Below are 13,775 nucleotides of genomic sequence, written 5' to 3' on the forward strand. Positions count from 1 at the left end.
AGGTCGCAGACGCAGTGGCCTGTCTGTGAAACAGCCAGGCGTGTTCTGGCGGCCATCGGCGTCCCGTCGCTGCGTTCCGCTTCCTCAACGTACCCTGCGGGTACGCCTTCGTCAGCGGGCCTTGCGAGGAACACCGCTGCCTCGCCATACCACACCGCCATTACACAGACAGACCACAGTGGTCAGGCCACGAGGACGGCCAGCATTCCCACCAGGATGAGTATCGAGGGCACGAGGGTTCGCATCAGGTCAGCGTTCGGGCCGCCGGGTATCCGCTGCCAGGCCCACACGATCAACATCCCCGCCAAAAGACCGCCCACATGGGCCTCCCAGGCGATCCCGCGGACCAGGAGGGGCAGAGCGAGGTTGATCGCCAGTAGGAGGAGAAGCTGGCGGAACCGGGCGGCGCCGGCCGGCGTGTGGCGGAGCGGATAGGTTCCCACCAGGACGGCGCCGAACAGCCCGAAGATGGCGCCCGAGGCCCCTACCGCGGCGCCCTCCGACAGGTACTGGAAGACCACTGCTCCCGTAACGGCGGAAGCCAGATAGAGCCCCACGAAGCGGATGGTCCCGGCCCGCCGCTCGATATACGGTCCGAACACGTAGAGGGCGTACATGTTGAAGAGGATGTGGACGATGCTGCCGACGGAGTGCAGGAAGGTGGCGGTGATGACCCGCCACCACTCTCCGGCACTGACCGCCGGAGTTATGTGGGCGTAGTCGATGGTGAACCGGGCGTTGGCGCGCTGGGCCAGGTAGGCGGCCACCGTTATCACCATGATCACGAGGACGGCCGGGGTGATGCCGGAGCGGATGCTGCGGGCGGGCACCACGCGGGTCGTGGCGCCGGCACATTCCGGGCATCGCTGGCCCACCGGTGAGTCCCGGGAACAGTCGCCACAGATGTGCCGTCCGCACCGCGAGCAGCGCAGGTAGGTGACCCGGTCGCGGTGCCGGTGGCAGGTGGCCGGGCCGGCGGCGCCTGGCGTTCCGTCGTCCATGCCGTCCATTGTACGGGCAGGGCGGCGAGTACTCGATGGCCCGCTGAGCCGGTAGCATCCCGGCCCATGCAGGTTGAGATTTCCCAGACGTCCACGGGGTTGACGGTCGTGACCGAACCGGTCCCGGGAGTTAGATCGGTGGCGGTGGGCTGCTGGATAGACACCGGTAGCAGGGACGAGCGTCCCGGCGAGGCGGGGGCGGCCCACTTCCTCGAACACCTCCTCTTCAAGGGGACCGAGGAGCTGTCGGCCCGCTACATCTCCGAGACGTTCGACGCAATCGGCGCCCAGAGCAACGCCTTCACCTCCAAGGAGTACACCTGTTTCTGGGCCCGCATGCTGGACAGCGAGCTGGCAACCGGCATGGACCTGCTGGCGGAGATGCTCCAGCGTCCCGCGTTCCGACCGGACGAGATCGACTCCGAACGCAACGTGGTGATCGAGGAGATCAACATGAACGAGGATGACCCGTCGGATGTCGCCGGGGAGACCTTCATGCGGACCCTGTTCGAGGGGCATCCGCTGGGCCTACCGGTGCTGGGGACCCGCGAGTCGATCGGGGGCATGACCCCGGAGGATCTGAGGGGTTACTGGCGGAGGCGCTACGGAGCGCGAACCGCGCTGGTGGCGGTGGCCGGCAATGTGGAGCACGGGGACGTGGTGGAGATGGTGGAGCGCCGGTTCGGCGCCTGGGAGGCGGAGGACGCCACCCATGACCTGGCCGCGCTCCGGGTGGGCGCGAGGGCGAGTGTGGTGGAGCGGGACACCGAGCAGGTCCACCTGGTGTTCGGAGGCGAATCGATCCACCGCACCGACGAGGGTCGGATCACCGACGGTGTGATGCATCACATACTGGGCGGCGGGATGTCGTCCCGCCTGTTCCAGAAGATCCGCGAGGAACGCGGCCTGGCCTACGCGGTTCACAGCTTCGCGATGCGCTTCGCCGAGACGGGCGGTTGGGGTGTGTACGTCGGCACCACGCCGGCCAACGCCCACACCGTCATGGAGATCCTGGTCGAGGAGATCGAGCGGATGGTCTCCGAAGGCGTGACGGCCGCGGAACTGGACAGGGCCAAGGGACACATGCGGGGCGCCCTGGCCCTCTCGATGGAGGACACCAACGCCCGGATGATCCGCCTCGGGCGCAACCAACTGTTCGGCCTGCCCCATCTTCCCCTCGACGAGCGCCTGGCCCGGGTCGAGGCTGTCACCAGGGCGGACATCGCGGCGACGGCCGCCCGCAACCTGGCCGGTCCCCGGGTGGTGGGCGCCGTCGGTCCGCTGCCGGCGGGCGAGTTCGAGAGATACCTGTCGTGATCTCGGTCGGTATCTCGGGCGCCCCCGGAAGGATGGGACTCGTCTCCCAGGCCGCCATCGGGCCGCTGGAGGATCTGGCGGTGGGCGGCCTCTACGCACCGGGCCACGAGGGCGAGCCGCTCCCGGGAGGTGCCTGCTCGGGCGACCCGGAGGACCTGCGCGGGTGTGACGTGATCCTGGAGTTGACCCATCCGGAGGTGGCCCCCTCCAACGTCAGCCGCTGGAGGTCCTTCGGCGCGCACGTGGTGATCGGGACCTCGGGGTACGACTCCGGTCGCATCGCCCGGCTCCGGGACGAGTGGGAGGGGAGCGACCGGCGATGCCTGGTGGTCCCCAACTTCTCCCTGGGCTCGGTGCTGATGATGCGGTTCGCGGAGACGGCCGCGCCCCACTTCGCGGCTGCGGAGATCATCGAGATGCATCACGACCGCAAGCGCGACGCACCCTCCGGAACCGCTCTCAACACCGCCGCCCGCATGGGACGGGCCCGCCAGGATGCCGGCATTCCGCCAGCCGACCGGGGCCGCGAGCTGAAGGATGGCGCCCTGGGCGCCGACGTCGAGGGTGTTCCCGTCCATTCCGTCCGGTCCCCGGGCTTGGTGGCCCACCAGGAGGTGATCCTGGGCGGGGTGGGCGAGTACCTGACCATCCGCCACGACACCACCGACCTCGCCTCCTTCGCCGCCGGTATCGTCCTGGCGCTGCGGTCGGTCGCCTCGCTGGAGGAGCCGGTCACGGTGGGTCTGGACGGCCTGCTCGGCCTCTGACTGCCGTCCGGGAGTGGCGGTTCCGGACATCACGGCCGGCGGCTGTCGGGTCGATCCAGTACACGGCGCCGCGCGCTACCACGGCGCAGATCGCTACATCCGCTCGGCTGTGGCGAGCGCGGCGTCGGCCACGAGCTGTTGGGCGAAGGTAGTAGTCGTCTGCGCCGAGTGGCGGCGGAGCTGATCGGTCACCCACCTCGAGAACGGAACGCCGAGGCTGTCGATGATCGGCACAACGCCGTCAGGCACGCTGATCGTCTTGTCCGGCACGTACGTAATCTGTCATGCAGCCGGGAGCCGGACCGGGCGAGCGGCAGGAGTGGTGGTAGTTTCCTATGATTGGCCCGAGCGCCAATCGACTGGGCGGCTTTCAGGCCGGCCACCCGCGAGAGGATACGGAACTTGGCTCTGACTGCCGGCTTGACCACCGCCATGATCACCCCTTTTGCCGGCGACGGGTCGGTCGACTACGGCCGGATGGCCCGGCTGGCGGCCCACCTGGTGGAGAACGGGCACGACGGCCTGCTGGTAACCGGAACCACCGGCGAGTCGCCCACCTTGACCGATGCGGAGAAGCTGGCCCTGTACTCGACCGTGCTGGAGGCTGTCGGAGGCAGGGCGGTGGTGATCGCCGGAACCGGTACCTACGACACCCGGCACTCGGTCGAGATGTCCAAGAAGGCGGCCGATGTCGGGGTCGACGGCCTGATGGCGGTTACCCCCTACTACTCGAGGCCCAGCCAGGCAGGTCTTCTGGCCCACTTCCTCGCCATCGCCGACGCCACCGATCTTCCGGTCATGATTTACAACATCCCCAGCCGCACCGCCCGGTTGATCGAGGCGGAGACCCTCGCCGAGATGGCGCAGCATCCCAACATCGCCGCTACCAAGGACGCGGTGGGCGACCTCGAGTACACGAAGGCCAGCATGGAGCTGCTGCCGGATGATTTCATGGTGCTCTCGGGGGATGACTCGGCCACCCTGCCGATGATGGAGTTGGGTGGTCAGGGCGTGGTCTCGGTGGCAGGCCACCTGGCCGGCCGGCAGATCAAGCGGATGGTCGAGGCCCACCGGGCGGGTGACGCCCCCGAGGCGTGGCGCCTCCACGACGGGCTGATGCCCCTGTTCGACGCCTGTTTCGTCGAGCCCAACCCGATGCCCACCAAAGCTGGGCTGAACGCCCTCTGGGAGCCGGTCGGGGATCCGAGGCTGCCGCTGGTCCCGGCGTCACCCGAGACCCGTGACATGGTGGTTGCCGCAGTAGGCCGAGCGCAGAGGTTGTGAGCGTCCGGGTCACGTTCCTGGGGGGTCTGGGCGAGATTGGCCGCAACTGCGCCGCGGTCGAGATCGACGGTCAGATCGCGCTGGTCGACTGCGGCCTGATGTTTCCCGAAGAGCACATGCGGGGCGTGGATCTCGTCCTCCCGGACTGGAGGTGGCTGGTCGAGCGCCGGGAGGACGTCCGCTGCGTGGTGCTGACCCACGGCCACGAGGACCATATGGGCGGCCTCGGCTACTTCCTCTCGGAGCTGCCGGTCCCGGTCTTCGGCACCGAGCTGTCCCTGGCCATCGCGGCCGGGCGGGTGGACGAGATGGGAGTGGAGAAGGATTTCCGCCCCACCCCGGACGGCCAATGGGTCACCGACGGGCCGTTCAGGTTCCAGTTGATCCCGGTTTCCCACTCGGTGCCCCAGGGGAGCGGGGTGGTGTTCGATACGCCCGAGGGTCTCGTCCTCCACACCGGAGACTTCAAGCTGGACCCGACGCCGATCGACGGGCGCCGCGCCGACCTTCCCACCTTCGGGCGGTTCGGGAATCAGGGTATTCGTCTCCTGCTGTCGGACTCCACCAACGCCGAGAGGGCCGGATTCGTGCCCTCCGAGAAGTCCCTCGAGTCCCCCATCCTCTCCATCGTCGAGCAGGCCCCGGGACGGGTCATCAGCACCTGTTTCTCCAGCCACCTGCATCGGGTTCAGCAACTGTCGGATGCCGGCCTGTCCGCCGGTCGCTACCTGAGCTTCATCGGCAGGTCCATGGAGCGCAACGTCACGATCGGGAGGGATCTGGGCGTTCTCCACATCTCCGAGGATCGGGTGATCGGGATCAGCGAGGCGATGGACCTGCCGGCCGATGAGGTGATGATCATCACCACCGGTTCGCAGGGGGAGCCCTTCGCCGCGCTGTCGCTGATGGCCGTGGGACGGCACCGCTTCGTCACCCTGAACAAGACCGACACGGTCCTCATCTCGGCGACGCCGGTGCCGGGCAACGAGACCGCCGTCTCCAGGGTCATCTCCGACATGATCCGGAGGGGCGCCAAGGTCTTTCACGGCGGGAACGCCAACGTGCACGTGTCCGGTCACGCCTCGTCCGAGGAGCTCAAGACGTTCATCAACCTGATCCGGCCCGATGCCTTCGTGCCCATTCACGGCGAATACCGCCACCTGCGCGCGCACGCCGACCTAGCCATCGACATGGGTGTCCCGGACGTGCTGGTGCTGGAGGACGGCGATGCCGTGGTCCTGGACGGCCAAACCACCCGGGTGGAACGCGGCGTGGTCGACGCGGGCTACGTGTATGTGGACGGCTCGGGAGTGGGGGACATCCAGCAGGGTCTCCTACGAGAGCGGGCCCGGCTCAGCGATGACGGGGTACTGGTGGTGGTGCTCCTCCTCGACGGGGAGGGGGAGGAGCTCGTGAGGGTCCCGCAAGTGATGAGTTACGGGCTGATGACCGAGCCCTTGCGCTTGATGGACGACGTGGCCGAGGCGGTGATGTCCGCCGCCGACCGGGATCCTGCGCGGTTCTTCCGGGATGTCGACACCGCCGTCCGCCACGCGGCGCGCCGCGTGATCAGGAACGAGATCCGCCGCAAACCGGTGGTAGTGCCGGTGATCACCTACCTCGATTAGTTGCTAGCTGCTAGTTGCTAGTTTATGTTGAACTACAATGACGACTGACTGCCTACTGCCGACTACCTACTACCGACCACCGGTCCTCGTCCGATAGCCGTCGGCATAGCCTCAGGTTGGTGTAGTCTGGTCGGCTACATGGCCAAGGCGACATCCACCCGTGGGGACACGGGGCGGAGACGGGTGTCACAGGTACATGCGAATCGCAAGAAGACGGAGCCGCGCGGGTCGCGCTCCGCACCGCGCGGGGGCGCCGCCCCCCGCCGGGCATCCGTGTCCAAGTCGGGCAAGCCTCAAACGTCCGGCCGGTCCAAGCGGGCTGCTCAGGGCCGGCGCGCCGAGCCCCGCGAGTCGATCTTCTCCCTGCTCTACGAGCGCCTCCGCTTCGGGATCGGACGCCAGGCCCACCACCTGATCGGCCTCGGGCTGGCCCTGGCCGGCGTGGTGGTGGCCCTCGCCTTCTTCCAGGCCGCCGGTCCGCTGGGCCGGCACATGCTGGATGGCCTGCGCTTGTTGCTGGGCATATGGGTTTACCTGTCGCCGTTGGTCCTCGTGGGGCTGGGAGGCACTCTCCTGCTCGGCCGTTCTGCCGATGGCCACCGCAGGATCCTCTTCGGGGTGCTCGTCTGGCTGGTGGGGTCGGTGGGGCTGTTCCACCTCATGACCGGCAATCCGGCCCTGGCCGGCGGGACCGAAGGCGTGAAGCAGTCGGGAGGGGTAGTCGGGTCGCTGATTGCCTTCCCGCTGGAGCGGACGCTCGGGTTCTGGGGTGCGTTCGTGGTGCTCGTGACGGCGCTGTCCGGGGGTGTCATGATCACCATGCGGGCCTCCATCGTCGAGGTCCTGGTGGCGGCGGGTGAGCTGAGCGTCTACACCGTGAGGGTGGTTCGAGCACGGCTGGGCGCCGCTTGTCGGCGTGTTGCGGGCATCGCCGGCGGGCGGGACGAACGCCGCGGAGCCCAGCCCTACGAGGTGTCGAGACCCCGGCGGCCGCACCGTCCGCCGCAGCGCGCTCCCGTGGACGTCCCCGGGTCGGAAGAGGCCGTCAAGGTTCCCAAGCGTCCCGATCAGCGCACCTCGAAGGCCGGTAAGGCGAAGGCAGCCGGGCAGCGCAAAGCATCGAAGAAGCCGGCCCCGGCCGCGACTCCTTCGGATACGGACGGGTACCGGTTGCCTCCTCTCAAGCTGCTGGACACCCCCAGAGCCGAGCAGCAGAGCGGGAGGATGGTCCAGGAGACCGCCCGCCAGCTCGAAGCCACGCTCAACGACCACGAGGTCAACGCCCGGCTCACGAACGTGGTGTCGGGGCCGACCGTGACCCGCTACGAGATCGAGCTCGCCGCCGGGGTAAAGGTCGCTCGGGTCACCAACCTGGCCGGCGACATCGCCTACGCGCTCGCGACCCCTGACGTGCGGCTCCTGGCGCCCATTCCGGGCCGTTCGGCGATCGGGGTGGAGGTTCCCAACAAGCGCCGCCGCCTGGTCACGCTCGGCCATGTGCTGAGCTCGGAGGAGTCGGCCGCCAACCACCATCCGCTGGCGGTCGGTCTGGGGGAGGACATCTCAGGGCGTCCCGTCATGGTCAACCTGGCCGAGTTGCCCCATCTGCTCATCGCCGGCGCGACCGGCGCCGGCAAGTCCTCGTGTATCAACTCGATCGTGACGTCCATCCTGATGAGGGCCAGGCCGGAGGATGTCCGGTTGATCATGGTCGACCCCAAGCGGGTGGAACTCGGCCAGTACAACGGGGTCCCCCACCTGCTCACCCGGGTGATAACCAAGCCGAAGAAGGCCTTGGAGGCCCTGCAGTGGGCGGTCGGAGAGATGGACCGGCGCTACGAGTTGCTTGCTGACAGCGGGGTACGGGACATCACGGGCTATCGGGAGAAGTACGACGCGGGAGGCCTGGATCCGGCCAAGTTCGATCGCTTCCCGTACTTGGTGGTGATCGTCGACGAACTCAACGACCTGATGATGGTGGCGGGGCGCGATGTCGAGTCGGCCATTGTCCGCATCGCGCAGATGGCCCGGGCGGTCGGGATCCACCTGGTGATCGCCACCCAGCGGCCCTCGGTCAACGTGATCACCGGCGTGATCAAGGCCAACATCCCGAGCCGGTTCGCGTTCTCCGTGGCCTCTCAGGCCGACTCCCGGGTGATCATCGACGTGGTGGGCGCCGAGAAGCTGGTCGGGGTGGGGGACATGCTGGTCATCACCGCCCGCGAACCGCGCCCGCAGCGGGTGCAGGGAGCGTGGGTGAGCGAGGGTGAGGTTGCGGCCGTGGTCAAGTGGGTGCGGGACCAGAAGGCGGTCGAGTACCGGAAGATCGAGGAGGAAATCCGCCAATCCCGGAGCCAGGAGGCCGCCGCGGAGGACGAGGGCGAGGATGCCGACCTGATCCGGCAGGCCACCGAACTCGTGGTGCGCTCGCAGCTGGGGTCCACCTCGATGTTGCAACGAAAGCTCCGGATCGGGTTCGCCCGGGCAGGGCGGATCATGGACATCCTCGAGACCAGAGGGATCGTCGGGCCCTCCGAGGGCTCCAAGGCCCGCGAAGTGCTGGTCACCATGGAGGAACTCGAAGGGGAACGGGAAAAGGTGCCGGTCTGATCCGTCTCGCCTGCGGGTGACGGTTCCTATCAGGTGGGCTGGCGGACTACCCGGTTCGCGTACTATTGACCCGATGCCCTACGTGTTCGAGCTCCCCGATATCGGCGATGGCCTCACCGAGGCCGACATCGTCCGCTGGCACGTTCCCGTGGGCGGCCCGGTGGAGGCCGATCATGTTCTGGTCGAGGTCGAGACGGCCAAGGCGGTGGTGGAGATCCCGGCTCCCGCCGGTGGGACGGTCCTACACCACGGCGCCCGGGAAGGGGAAACCCTGGCGGTGGGGGCGGTCCTGGCGGTCATCGGCCGAGCCGGGGAGGCCTGGCCGGATGGGGATCAGCCCGGTGACGCCGAGACCGTTTCACGGCGGTCCACCGGCCCGGCCGGCGGCGGTCCGGGTGGCGGGCGGCCGGCGGGGGACGCCTCCGTCAAAGCATTGCCCGTGGTGCGGCGGCTGGCCCGGGAGCACGGCATCGACCTGTCCTCCGTCCGGGGGACCGGGCCGGGCGGGAGGATCACCAGGGACGATGTGATGGCGGCCGTAGAAGGCGCGCCCCCGGAGGATGCCCCGGCGCCGGCCGCGGGTGAGCGGGTCCGCCTCTCGATGCTGCGCCGCACCATCGCCGCCAACATGACGGCTTCATGGCTCGAGATCCCCCACGTAACGGTCTTCCACGACATCGATGCCACCCGCCTCCTGGCGGCCCGGCAGGCGCTGGCGGCCCGCCATGGGCGGAGCATCCCGATGGAGGCCCTGGTGGTAAGGGCCCTCGTACCGGCTCTGAACGAGTTCCGGGCCTTCAACGCAACCCTGGAGGGTGATGAGCTGGTGCTCCATCCCTCCCTGGATGTGGGGATCGCCGTGGATACCGATGAAGGCCTGCTGGTGCCGGTGGTCCGCGAGGCGGAGAAGCTGGGTGTCATGGATCTGGCGGCGACCATCGCCGACCTCGGTGTGAGGGGCAAGGCCCGGTCGCTCCGTCCGGGCGACCTGACCGGCGCCACCTTCACCCTTTCCAACATCGGAGCTCTGGGAGGGGCCAGGGGCACTCCCATCATTCCCAAGGGCACCACCGCCATCCTCGTCATAGGTCGGGCCGCCGACACCCCGGTGGTCCGGGACGGCGCCGTGACGGTGGCGCCCGTGATGCCGCTGTCGCTGGGCTTCGACCACCGGGTGATCGACGGAGGACTCGGGCAGCGCTTCCTCAACAGGCTGGTCGAGAACCTGGAGGAACCGGCCCCGTTCCTGGCCTACTAGTCCTTGCGCAGCCCGGATGTGAGCGAGACCGTTGCCGATCCGGCGGTGGTGGACCGCCGCCACCGGTCACTGCCGGCCGTTCGCGAGGCCGAGCTGCCGAGCCGGGTCATGACGATCTCGGGATGCGAGGGGCGGATCGAAGCCCGGACCCTATCGAAGGACATGTCCGGGCCGGCAACCCGTCTCGTCATGCTGAGCCGGGGATGGGGGTCGGGCGTGGTAGGGGCGTTCACCGCCGATGTCGAGCTGTTCGTCATACGCGGCGACCTGATGGTGGCGGGAGAGCGGGTGGGCCAGTACGACTACGCAGCTGTCCGATCGGGCGAGGTGATCCCCGGGATCCGGGCCCTCTCACCCACCCTGGCGCTGCTGATGACCTCGGCGCCGGTCCGGTACGACAGCTCGGCCGGCGGGATGCTGTCCAAGCCCCTGATCGGGTCGGCGAGCGGGTCTCCGTGGACGCCGGTCAGCGAGCTCCCGGGCCGGTTCATCCGCCCACTCGCCGATGGTCCCCACGGGCAGGTGTGGCTGGCAGGGGCCCGTTCCTGGTCCAACGAGGACGGTCCGTGGCACTCCCACGCCGGCGCGGAGGAGGTCTTCGTACTGGACGGGGAGTTCACCATGGCCGAGCGCCTACCCGGCCATGACGTCGGCGAGATCCACGATTGGGAGGCGGGGACGTACACCTACCGGCTGCCGGGGCAGCTGCACGCCGGTCCGGGTTCGGGCTCATCGGAGCTGGCCCTCGCCTTCCACCGCGTGCAGGGCGAAAGAACCATCCGCTGGGAAATGCCGGATCGCAACGAGGACGAAACCGGCCACTCTTCCGGCCCGCGCCCGTTCTAGTTTGTAGTCTGTAGTTTCTAGTCGATAGTCTTTATCAGCTACTATCAACTAGCACAGACCCATAGCCTCCCGGGCCGCCATCACGATCTCGTCGGGTCCCGGCACGACCGCCCGCTCCAGCGGGGGGCTGAACGGGATGGGCGCATGGGCGGCGCCCACCCGCACCGGGGCGGCTCGCAGCCGGTCGAAGGCTTCGGCGGTGATGGTGGCCGCCAACTCGGCGCCGAACCCGCCGAACTCCCAAGCCTCGTGCGCCACCACCACCCGACCTGTCCTGAACACCGAGGACAGCACGGCGTCGAGGTCGAGCGGGACCAGCGACCTGAGGTCGATCAGCTCCGCCTCGATGCCCGTCTCGGCCAGCCGGGAGCAGGCCTTCTCGGCGTGGAGGGTCATCACCGAGTAGGTGACGATGGTCAGGTCCGCGCCCCGGCGGCGAACCGCGGCAGAGCCGAGCGGGACCACATGATCCCCGGCCGGGACCGGTCCCCGCTTGGCCGTGATCCGCTTGTTCTCCAGGTAGACCACCGGGTCGTCATCCGCGATGGCCGCCCGAAGCAGGCCCCTGGCGTCGGCCGGGTTGGACGGGGCCACCACCTTCAGGCCGGGCAAGTGGGTGAACAGGCCTTCGAGGCTGGATGAGTGCTGGCCGGCCGATGAGCGGAGAACCCCGTCAGAGGCCCGGAGCACCAGCGGGACCGACACCTGCCCGCCGAACATGTAGCGGAACTTGGCCGCCTGGTTGACGATCTCGTCCATGGCCCCGAGCGTGAACTCGACGAAACTCATCGAGGCGACCGGGCGCAGTCCGGTCACCGCCGCCCCGACGCCGACCGCCATGATGATGGCCTCCGAAATGGGCATGTCGATGACCCGGTCGGGTCCGAACTCGTCCAGCAGGCCCCGGAACTGCCCGAAGTTGCCGCCCCAACTGATGTCCTCTCCGAGCACCACGACGCGGTCGTCCTCTCGCATGGCGGACCTCATGGCGTCCACGGTCGCCTGGCCGAAGCTCATCCTTCGCGTTGTCCTGTCCGTCCGAGCCATCAGCAGACCCGGGTGAACACGTTCTCGAGGGCGGTGCCGCCCTCCGGATACGGGCTCTCCTCGGCGAAGCGCACCGCGGCGGACACTTCCTCCCCGGTTTCCGCCCACACCTCCTCCCGGAGTCCGGCGGTCAGGAGCCCCTCATCGGTGAGCGTTCGTTCCCAGCGGAGGATCGGGTCCGCCCGGCGCCGCGCCTCCACCTCGGCGGACTCCCGGTAGACCTCGGCATCGCCCACGTAGTGGCCGCCGAACCGGTAGGTCTCCATGTTCAGCAGGGTCGGCCCGCCTCCCGCACGCGCCCGTGCCACCGCCTCGAGCGTCTCCCGGTAGGTCGCCGCGGGGTCGTTGCCGTCCGCCGTGATGCCGGGGATCCCGTACCCGGAGGCCCGGACCGAGAGATCGTCAACCGATGTGGTGCGGAGCCGGGAGGTGAACTGGGCGTACTGGTTGTTCTCGCACACGAACACCACCCCCAGGCGGTGGGTGGCGGCGAAGTTGAGCGCCTCGTGGAAGGTTCCCTTGTTGATGCCTCCGTCCCCGAAGAAACCCACCGCCACCTGGCGGGTGCCCCGGTAGCGGGCGGAGAGGGCGGCCCCCGCGGCGATGCCGAGCCCGCCGGCCACGATCCCGTTGGCCCCCAGCATCCCCACCGAGAAGTCGGCCACGTGCATCGAACCGCCCCGGCCGCGGCAGGCCCCGGTCGCCTTCCCGTACAGCTCCGCCATGACCGGGCCGAGCTCCATGCCCTTCGCTATGGCGTGGCCGTGGCCGCGGTGGGTGGAGGTGATGTAGTCGTCACGGTTCAGGGCGGCGCACACGCCCGCGGCGATGGCCTCTTGGCCGATGTAGGTGTGGACGAAGCCGGGTAGCTCGCCCGCCTTGAACAACTCCTCGACCCGGGACTCGAACAGCCGGATCCGCACCATGGTCCGGTGGATGCCGAGGGCCAGGCCGGGTGACATGGTCTGAGCGAGGCTCATTGGGCGGTGTACCCCCCGTCGACGGTGATGACCTGGCCGGTGATCATCGCCGCGGCATCACCCGCGAGGAACACCACCGGGCCGGCGACATCGGCCGGGGTTCCCAGCCTCCCCAGAGGGGTGCGGGTCAGGAAGAACTCCTTCAGGTGCGGCTCCACCTCCCATTGCCTCCGCACGAGGGCGGTTCCTATGTGCCCGGGGGCAATCGCATTGACCCGGACGCCCGAGGGCGCCCACTCGACCGCGAGGGTCCTGGTCATCTGGACCACCCCGCCCTTGCCGGCCTGGTACCCGACGCTGCCGGGGAAGCCCACCAGCCCACCGATCGAGGCGATGTTGATGATCGAGCCGTGGCCCTGTTCGATCATGCGGCGGCCCACCGCCTGGCACGTGTAGAGGCTGCCCTTGACGTTGACGTCAAGGACCCGCTCCAGCAGTTCGGGTGGATAGTCGGCCGCAGCGCCGCGGCCCCCGATGCCGGCGCTGTTGACCAGCACGTCGATGGCGCCCAGGCGGGTGCTGATGTCCTCCACCGCCGCCTCGACCGCCTCCCGGTCGGAGACGTCCAGGGTGACGGCGGTACCCCCGACGGCGCTCGCCACCCGGCGGTTGGCCTCCGTTACGATGTCTGCGCCCACCACTTCGGCGCCGGCTGCGTGGAGCGCCAGGGCGATCGCCTCGCCCAGGCCGCCGGCCGATCCCGTGACCAGCGCCATCCGGCCGTCGAGACGGAATCCGGGCAGGGTCACGGGTCGATGTAGGCGAGGGTCGCCCCCACCGGGATCTCGTCATCGGAAGCGGCCGCCAGGATCTCGATGGCGCCGGCAGCCGGAGACTCCAGCGCGACCTCGGCCTTCTCGGTCTCCACGATGACCACCTCCTGGCCCTCAACCACGGTGGCACCGGGGTCGACCAGCCATTCGATCACCACCACCTCTTCCACCACACCCATCTGCGGCACGGTCAGGGGTACTCGACGGGCAGGGTAGGGCGTGCTCATCGGGGTGGAGACCTCCGGTGTCCTGGTTCTGGTCGGG

At 68.9% G+C, this 13,775-nt stretch carries 13 protein-coding genes; 7 read left to right on the plus strand and 6 right to left on the minus strand.

Going from position 1 to position 13,775, the window contains the following annotated elements; genetic code table 11:
• Positions 1 to 182: 182 nt before the first annotated feature.
• The gene (locus tag OXM57_04835; protein MDE0351993.1) at positions 183 to 1,001 is read right to left on the minus strand and encodes a rhomboid family intramembrane serine protease; all 819 of its coding nucleotides are present in this window, start codon (positions 999 to 1,001) and stop codon (positions 183 to 185) included.
• Between the two features lie 66 nt (positions 1,002 to 1,067).
• Between OXM57_04835 and OXM57_04840 the strand changes: the two genes are divergently transcribed.
• Together OXM57_04840 and dapB are read left to right on the plus strand one after the other, a co-directional pair.
• Positions 1,068 to 2,318 (plus strand): pitrilysin family protein, encoded by a 1,251-nt coding sequence (locus OXM57_04840; GenBank protein ID MDE0351994.1) that lies wholly within the window; start codon positions 1,068 to 1,070, stop codon positions 2,316 to 2,318.
• Positions 2,315 to 3,085 (plus strand): 4-hydroxy-tetrahydrodipicolinate reductase, encoded by a 771-nt coding sequence (gene dapB / locus OXM57_04845; protein ID MDE0351995.1) that lies wholly within the window; start codon positions 2,315 to 2,317, stop codon positions 3,083 to 3,085. Before OXM57_04840 ends, dapB begins: the two co-directional genes overlap by 4 nt.
• A 93-nt stretch (positions 3,086 to 3,178) precedes the next feature.
• Here dapB and OXM57_04850 read toward each other — a convergent pair whose 3' ends face one another.
• A complete protein-coding gene (locus OXM57_04850; GenBank protein MDE0351996.1) occupies positions 3,179 to 3,355 on the minus strand; it encodes a hypothetical protein in 177 nt (58 codons plus the stop codon).
• Positions 3,356 to 3,487: 132 nt separating this feature from the next.
• Between OXM57_04850 and dapA the strand changes: the two genes are divergently transcribed.
• The 5 genes from dapA to OXM57_04875 all read left to right on the plus strand — a co-directional run bounded on the left by dapA (position 3,488) and on the right by OXM57_04875 (position 10,711).
• Entirely contained in the window at positions 3,488 to 4,369 is an 882-nt protein-coding gene (gene dapA, locus OXM57_04855; GenBank protein ID MDE0351997.1) for a 4-hydroxy-tetrahydrodipicolinate synthase, read from the plus strand.
• A complete protein-coding gene (locus OXM57_04860; GenBank protein MDE0351998.1) occupies positions 4,366 to 5,997 on the plus strand; it encodes a ribonuclease J in 1,632 nt (543 codons plus the stop codon). The genes dapA and OXM57_04860 overlap by 4 nt, the downstream gene beginning before the upstream one ends.
• Positions 5,998 to 6,180: 183 nt before the next feature.
• Positions 6,181 to 8,607, plus strand: a complete 2,427-nt coding sequence (locus OXM57_04865; protein MDE0351999.1) for a DNA translocase FtsK 4TM domain-containing protein — start codon at positions 6,181 to 6,183, stop codon at positions 8,605 to 8,607.
• 73 nt (positions 8,608 to 8,680) lie between these two features.
• Positions 8,681 to 9,865, plus strand: coding sequence for a dihydrolipoamide acetyltransferase family protein (locus OXM57_04870; protein ID MDE0352000.1), 1,185 nt, complete (start codon positions 8,681 to 8,683; stop codon positions 9,863 to 9,865).
• Between the two features lie 18 nt (positions 9,866 to 9,883).
• Positions 9,884 to 10,711, plus strand: coding sequence for a hypothetical protein (locus OXM57_04875; GenBank protein ID MDE0352001.1), 828 nt, complete (start codon positions 9,884 to 9,886; stop codon positions 10,709 to 10,711).
• 48 nt (positions 10,712 to 10,759) lie between these two features.
• Here the strand turns inward: OXM57_04875 and OXM57_04880 are convergent, their stop codons facing one another.
• From OXM57_04880 to OXM57_04895, 4 genes are read right to left on the minus strand one after another with little or no spacing between them, the layout of a single operon-like run.
• Entirely contained in the window at positions 10,760 to 11,728 is a 969-nt protein-coding gene (locus OXM57_04880) for an alpha-ketoacid dehydrogenase subunit beta (protein ID MDE0352002.1), read from the minus strand.
• Between the two features lie 29 nt (positions 11,729 to 11,757).
• Positions 11,758 to 12,738, minus strand: coding sequence for a thiamine pyrophosphate-dependent dehydrogenase E1 component subunit alpha (locus OXM57_04885; protein ID MDE0352003.1), 981 nt, complete (start codon positions 12,736 to 12,738; stop codon positions 11,758 to 11,760).
• Positions 12,735 to 13,487, minus strand: coding sequence for an SDR family NAD(P)-dependent oxidoreductase (locus OXM57_04890; GenBank protein ID MDE0352004.1), 753 nt, complete (start codon positions 13,485 to 13,487; stop codon positions 12,735 to 12,737). The genes OXM57_04885 and OXM57_04890 overlap by 4 nt, the downstream gene beginning before the upstream one ends.
• Positions 13,484 to 13,738 carry a lipoyl domain-containing protein gene (locus tag OXM57_04895; GenBank protein ID MDE0352005.1) on the minus strand — a complete coding sequence of 85 codons (255 nt, stop codon included), beginning with the start codon at positions 13,736 to 13,738 and terminating at the stop codon, positions 13,484 to 13,486. Before OXM57_04895 ends, OXM57_04890 begins: the two co-directional genes overlap by 4 nt.
• Positions 13,739 to 13,775 lie beyond the last annotated feature (37 nt).

Source organism: bacterium, from assembly GCA_028820935.1.
Classification (GTDB): Bacteria; Actinomycetota; Acidimicrobiia; order Spongiisociales; family Spongiisociaceae; genus Spongiisocius.

Excerpts from the sequence above, each read along its gene's own strand:
- OXM57_04835 (MDE0351993.1), bottom strand. The coding sequence starts at position 1,001 with ATGGACGACGGAACGCCAGGCGCCGCCGGCCCGGCCACCTGCCACCGG.
- OXM57_04840 (MDE0351994.1), top strand. The coding sequence starts at position 1,068 with ATGCAGGTTGAGATTTCCCAGACGTCCACGGGGTTGACGGTCGTGACC.
- OXM57_04870 (MDE0352000.1), top strand. The coding sequence starts at position 8,681 with ATGCCCTACGTGTTCGAGCTCCCCGATATCGGCGATGGCCTCACCGAG.
- OXM57_04880 (MDE0352002.1), bottom strand. The coding sequence starts at position 11,728 with ATGAGCTTCGGCCAGGCGACCGTGGACGCCATGAGGTCCGCCATGCGA.
- OXM57_04885 (MDE0352003.1), bottom strand. The coding sequence starts at position 12,738 with ATGAGCCTCGCTCAGACCATGTCACCCGGCCTGGCCCTCGGCATCCAC.
- OXM57_04895 (MDE0352005.1), bottom strand. The coding sequence starts at position 13,738 with ATGAGCACGCCCTACCCTGCCCGTCGAGTACCCCTGACCGTGCCGCAG.